The 6,553-nt window shown below is 53.8% G+C and carries 2 protein-coding genes, 1 tRNA gene and 3 rRNA genes; 1 reads left to right on the forward strand and 5 read right to left on the reverse strand.

Annotated elements, in window-relative coordinates; translation table 11 throughout:
- Positions 1-28 precede the first annotated feature (28 nt).
- Positions 29-496, forward strand: a complete 468-nt coding sequence (locus ACYZT0_RS24860; protein WP_462043431.1) for an SRPBCC family protein — start codon at positions 29-31, stop codon at positions 494-496.
- A 58-nt stretch (positions 497-554) separates the two neighbouring features.
- On the opposite strand, the gene ACYZT0_RS24865 is transcribed toward ACYZT0_RS24860, so the two are convergent.
- The 5 genes from ACYZT0_RS24865 to ACYZT0_RS24885 all read right to left on the reverse strand — a co-directional run bounded on the left by ACYZT0_RS24865 (position 555) and on the right by ACYZT0_RS24885 (position 6,541).
- On the reverse strand, positions 555-2,435 hold the full coding sequence (locus ACYZT0_RS24865) for a methyl-accepting chemotaxis protein (RefSeq protein WP_462043432.1): 1,881 nt from the start codon (positions 2,433-2,435) through the stop codon (positions 555-557).
- A 407-nt stretch (positions 2,436-2,842) separates the two neighbouring features.
- A 5S ribosomal RNA gene (gene rrf / locus ACYZT0_RS24870) occupies positions 2,843-2,958 on the reverse strand.
- A 107-nt stretch (positions 2,959-3,065) separates the two neighbouring features.
- A 5S ribosomal RNA gene (gene rrf, locus ACYZT0_RS24875) occupies positions 3,066-3,181 on the reverse strand.
- 156 nt (positions 3,182-3,337) lie between these two features.
- Positions 3,338-6,229 (reverse strand): 23S ribosomal RNA (locus ACYZT0_RS24880).
- 236 nt (positions 6,230-6,465) lie between these two features.
- Positions 6,466-6,541 (reverse strand) — tRNA-Ala (locus ACYZT0_RS24885).
- Positions 6,542-6,553: the final 12 nt, after the last annotated feature.

A 6,553-nucleotide genomic window follows, 5' to 3' on the forward strand; every position in this document is an offset into this window, starting at 1 on the left:
AACCCAACCCCAAGAATGGAGCAAGACCATGAGCACCCTGCAACCCGATACCCTGATCAAAAATCCTCAAGGCTGCCACGTAGTGTCCTCGGTGGAAGTGCCAGCCGATGCCAAGAAAGTCTGGGCAGTGGTCGGTAACTTTGCCGGCTTCGATCAATTCATTCCGGCGCTGTCTCACATCGAAATGACCGGGGAAGGCGTGTCGTCCCTGCGCAAGAAATTCTTCAAGGACGGCAACCTGGTGGTCGAGCAACTCAATTCCCGGGATGACCAAGCGCTGAACATGACCTGGACCACGATTTACAACACCCTGGGCGTGGCCAATTTGTGGGCGGCAATGAGTGTTGAACCGCTGGATGCGGGTAAGTCGCGGGCGACCTGGACCATCATCGCTGAACCCGCACAGGGCGGTGCCGAGGCGCTGCCGGGGTTCAAGGATTTCGTTCAGGGCTTTGCCGATGATGCGATGAACAATGTATTGAAACTGTTTGCGTAAGGCATAAGAAAGCCCGCTGCGGATCACTCCACAGCGGGCTCTTTTTTACATCGTTTGATCAGATTTTGAAGCTATCAACCAACTGCTTCAACCGGTTCGCCTGCAACGACAACGCATCGCAATCCTTCAACGTTTCATTGAGGTTGGCCACGCTCTGCTGGTTCAGCAGGTTGATCTGGTTAACGTCGACGTTGAGCGTTTCCACGACCGCCGTCTGCTCTTCGGTCGCCGCGGCCACCGACTGGTTCATACCGTCGATTTCGCCGATGCGCTGGGTCACGCTGACCAGTCGCAAGCCAGCCTGGTTCGCCACTTCGACGCTCTGTTCGCTGGAGGCCTGACTGGCGTTCATTGTGGTCACCGCTTCGCGAGAACCGATCTGCAGCGAGGTGATCATCTTGTGGATCTCTTCCGCCGATTCCTGAGTACGGTGAGCGAGGTTACGCACCTCGTCCGCTACCACCGCAAAACCACGACCGGCTTCACCGGCACGGGCCGCTTCGATGGCCGCGTTGAGCGCGAGCAAGTTGGTCTGTTGGGAGATGCCTTTGATTACATCCAGAATGTGCCCGATGTTGTCGGTGCTGGCGTTCAGGGTTTCGATCTGAGTGCAGGACAGGCTGATTTTCTGCGACAACTCGGTCATCGCCAGAATGGTTTTCTCCACCACCTGACGACCGTCATCGGCCTGCTCGCTCGCACCGCTGGCGTGCTGGGAAGCATCGGCGGCATTGCGGGCGATTTCCTGGGTGGCGGCGCCCAATTGATTAATCGCCGCGGCTACGCTGTTGGTTCGGGCGCTTTGCTCATCGGAACCGACGATCGAAGCGTTGGACGAGGCCATCACCCGTTGCGACAGGTCGTGAACCTGACGGGTTGCCGACGACACTTCGGAAATCGACGCGTGAATTCGCTCCACGAACTGGTTGAACGAACCTCCCAACTCACCGAACTCGTCTTTACTTTCCACGGCCAAGCGACGGGTCAGGTCGCCTTCGCCCTGAGCGATGTCCTGCATCGCCCGGCCCATGGTGATCAGCGGACGCATCAGCACGTTGATCAGCAGGCTCAACAGCACCGCAATGGCCGTCACGGCGACGAACATAGCGATCAGCGCAGAAGTGCGGAATTGGCTGAGTGGCGCGTAGGCCTTGTCCTTGTCGATCGACAGACCGATGTACCACTCGGCATTCGGCAGACCACTGACCGGCGTAAACGAAAGGATACGGTCCTGCTTGTTCAGGGTGACTTCCTGATTGCCCTTCTCGATGCGCACGCCGGCGTTCGGGTAAATGTCCTTCAGGTTTTTCATCACCTGGTCTTTGTCCGGGCTGACGATCACCTGACCGTCGGCGCTGACCAGGAATGCGTGGCCGATGCCACCGAAGTCCACCGAGTTGATGATCTTCACCAGTATTTCCAGGCTCAGGTCACCACCGACCACGCCGAGCAACTCGCCGTTCTTTTTCACCGGCAGGGCGATGGTCACCACCAAGCCACCGACGGCAGCCATGTAAGGCGGAGTCAGCATGGTCTTGTCGGCAGCCACCGCTTGTTTGTACCAGGGACGCAGACGCGGATCGTAACCGTCAGGCATCTTCGCGTCCGGGCGCTGAGTGAACACGCCGTTGGCCTGACCCACGTAGGTGAACTGGAAGTTAGAGGTGAGGGCCGGTTGATCGACCAGCCCCGGGAGGTCGGCATTGGCGCCTTGATGGGCGACGTTCTGCGCGAGGTTTTCCAGCACCAGCACGCGGCCGTTCATCCAGTTCTGCACGCTGCTGGCGGTCAGATCGCCAGCCTGCTGGACGCTCGATTCAAGGCTTTCACGGATGGTATTTCGCTGCAGATAGTCGTTGTACAAAGTGAACAACGCAAAAGCCAGCACCACGACGCCAGAGGCGGCCAGCAGGATTTTATGACTGAATTTGAGATTCATTTCATGCGACTTCTTATGCAAAAAGTGGGGATGCGTTCCGGAGTGCAACATTCCATGTAACAGCGCAGCCAGTGATCTGGGGCCGCTCTACGTTGGTGCACGCATGTCTCATCAGTCTGTCGGCACAAACCGGAGAAAACTTAGGGGTTTGTACGAAATGGTCGGCATTCGTGTCATATACCCGCCGAACGGCGTGCCAGAGCGCTCATCAGCCTTTTTGTAAGAACGGTTATTCGTACGGGCGCAACCCACCGCTATGAGTACGTGTTACGCGGCTTCAACGATGGTTCGGTAGATAACATCTCTCTGGATGTCTTGATGTTCGACTATGGCGTCACTGAGCGTTTAGGGAGCCCATAACGAAAAAACCCCTGTCTGCGTTAGCAGACAGGGGTTTCGGAATTCAATCTTGACGATGACCTACTCTCACATGGGGAAACCCCACACTACCATCGGCGATGCATCGTTTCACTGCTGAGTTCGGGATGGGATCAGGTGGTTCCAATGCTCTATGGTCGTCAAGAAATTCTGTGACCAGCCCGTTACCGCGGTAACGTGCCAGCAAAATTGGTGACTTCTACTAAAACAAAACCCCTACCTGCATACGCAGATAGGGGTTTCGGAATTTAATCTTGACGATGACCTACTCTCACATGGGGAAACCCCACACTACCATCGGCGATGCATCGTTTCACTGCTGAGTTCGGGATGGGATCAGGTGGTTCCAGTGCTCTATGGTCGTCAAGAAATTCGGGAGCCAGGTCGTGGGCCTTTACAGGTTCACGCTCCAGCGAATGGGTAGGTGATAGATTTGTGTGTTGCCTTGCAAATTTTCGACTGGTGTCGTCTTCACACACCGCAATCTGGTGCCCTCTCGGGCCAGCAAATTGCTTGGGTGTTATATGGTCAAGCCTCACGGGCAATTAGTATTGGTTAGCTCAACGCCTCACAGCGCTTACACACCCAACCTATCAACGTCGTAGTCTTCGACGGCCCTTCAGGGGACTCAAGGTCCCAGTGAGATCTCATCTTGAGGCTAGTTTCCCGCTTAGATGCTTTCAGCGGTTATCTATTCCGAACATAGCTACCCGGCAATGCCACTGGCGTGACAACCGGAACACCAGAGGTTCGTCCACTCCGGTCCTCTCGTACTAGGAGCAGCCCCTCTCAAATCTCAAACGTCCACGGCAGATAGGGACCGAACTGTCTCACGACGTTCTAAACCCAGCTCGCGTACCACTTTAAATGGCGAACAGCCATACCCTTGGGACCGGCTTCAGCCCCAGGATGTGATGAGCCGACATCGAGGTGCCAAACACCGCCGTCGATATGAACTCTTGGGCGGTATCAGCCTGTTATCCCCGGAGTACCTTTTATCCGTTGAGCGATGGCCCTTCCATACAGAACCACCGGATCACTAAGACCTACTTTCGTACCTGCTCGACGTGTCTGTCTCGCAGTCAAGCGCGCTTTTGCCTTTATACTCTACGACCGATTTCCGACCGGTCTGAGCGCACCTTCGTACTCCTCCGTTACTCTTTAGGAGGAGACCGCCCCAGTCAAACTACCCACCATACACTGTCCTCGATCCGGATAACGGACCTGAGTTAGAACCTCAAAGTTGCCAGGGTGGTATTTCAAGGTTGGCTCCACGCGAACTGGCGTCCACGCTTCAAAGCCTCCCACCTATCCTACACAAGCAAATTCAAAGTCCAGTGCAAAGCTATAGTAAAGGTTCACGGGGTCTTTCCGTCTAGCCGCGGATACACTGCATCTTCACAGCGATTTCAATTTCACTGAGTCTCGGGTGGAGACAGCGCCGCCATCGTTACGCCATTCGTGCAGGTCGGAACTTACCCGACAAGGAATTTCGCTACCTTAGGACCGTTATAGTTACGGCCGCCGTTTACCGGGGCTTCGATCAAGAGCTTCGCGTTAGCTAACCCCATCAATTAACCTTCCGGCACCGGGCAGGCGTCACACCCTATACGTCCACTTTCGTGTTTGCAGAGTGCTGTGTTTTTAATAAACAGTCGCAGCGGCCTGGTATCTTCGACCGGCATGGGCTTACGCAGTAAATGCTTCACCCTCACCGGCGCACCTTCTCCCGAAGTTACGGTGCCATTTTGCCTAGTTCCTTCACCCGAGTTCTCTCAAGCGCCTTGGTATTCTCTACCCAACCACCTGTGTCGGTTTGGGGTACGGTTCCTGGTTACCTGAAGCTTAGAAGCTTTTCTTGGAAGCATGGCATCAACCACTTCGTCACCCAAAGGGTAACTCGTCATCAGCTCTCGGCCTTAGAATCCCGGATTTACCTAAGAGTCCAGCCTACCACCTTAAACTTGGACAACCAACGCCAAGCTGGCCTAGCCTTCTCCGTCCCTCCATCGCAATAACCAGAAGTACAGGAATATTAACCTGTTTTCCATCGACTACGCTTTTCAGCCTCGCCTTAGGGACCGACTAACCCTGCGTCGATTAACGTTGCGCAGGAAACCTTGGTCTTTCGGCGTGGGTGTTTTTCACACCCATTGTCGTTACTCATGTCAGCATTCGCACTTCTGATACCTCCAGCAAGCTTCTCAACTCACCTTCACAGGCTTACAGAACGCTCCTCTACCGCATCACCTAAGTGATACCCGTAGCTTCGGTGTATGGTTTGAGCCCCGTTACATCTTCCGCGCAGGCCGACTCGACTAGTGAGCTATTACGCTTTCTTTAAAGGGTGGCTGCTTCTAAGCCAACCTCCTAGCTGTCTAAGCCTTCCCACATCGTTTCCCACTTAACCATAACTTTGGGACCTTAGCTGACGGTCTGGGTTGTTTCCCTTTTCACGACGGACGTTAGCACCCGCCGTGTGTCTCCCATGCTCGGCACTTGTAGGTATTCGGAGTTTGCATCGGTTTGGTAAGTCGGGATGACCCCCTAGCCGAAACAGTGCTCTACCCCCTACAGTGATACATGAGGCGCTACCTAAATAGCTTTCGAGGAGAACCAGCTATCTCCGAGCTTGATTAGCCTTTCACTCCGATCCACAGGTCATCCGCTAACTTTTCAACGGTAGTCGGTTCGGTCCTCCAGTTAGTGTTACCCAACCTTCAACCTGCCCATGGATAGATCGCCCGGTTTCGGGTCTATTCCCAGCGACTAGACGCCCTATTAAGACTCGCTTTCGCTACGCCTCCCCTATTCGGTTAAGCTCGCCACTGAAAATAAGTCGCTGACCCATTATACAAAAGGTACGCAGTCACCCAACAAAGTGGGCTCCCACTGCTTGTACGCATACGGTTTCAGGATCTATTTCACTCCCCTCTCCGGGGTTCTTTTCGCCTTTCCCTCACGGTACTAGTTCACTATCGGTCAGTCAGTAGTATTTAGCCTTGGAGGATGGTCCCCCCATATTCAGACAAAGTTTCTCGTGCTCCGTCCTACTCGATTTCATGACTAAGAGATTTTCGCGTACAGGGCTATCACCCACTATGGCCGTACTTTCCAGAACGTTCCGCTAATCTCAAAGCCACTTAAGGGCTAGTCCCCGTTCGCTCGCCACTACTAAGGGAATCTCGGTTGATTTCTTTTCCTCAGGGTACTTAGATGTTTCAGTTCCCCTGGTTCGCCTCTTAAGCCTATGTATTCAGCTTAAGATAACCATCTTATGATGGCTGGGTTCCCCCATTCAGACATCTCCGGATCAAAGTCTGTTTGCCGACTCCCCGAAGCTTTTCGCAGGCTACCACGTCTTTCATCGCCTCTGACTGCCAAGGCATCCACCGTATGCGCTTCTTCACTTGACCATATAACCCCAAGCAATCTGGTTATACTGTGAAGACGACATTCGCCGAAAATTCGCAATTTAACTCACAAATTTTACCTTAGCCTGATCCGTTACCAGTGAAAGTAACGTCCAGTCTATCTTTCTATCACATACCCAAATTTTTAAAGAACGATCTAATCAAAGACTAGAAATCAACATTCATCACCGTCTTGGTGGAATGCTCATTTCTAAGCTTTCAACAACAGAAGCAGTTAGTGGTGGAGCCAAACGGGATCGAACCGTTGACCTCCTGCGTGCAAGGCAGGCGCTCTCCCAGCTGAGCTATGGCCCCGTATTTCTACAG

The sequence above is a fragment of the Pseudomonas sp. ZS1P83 genome, from assembly GCF_054897825.1.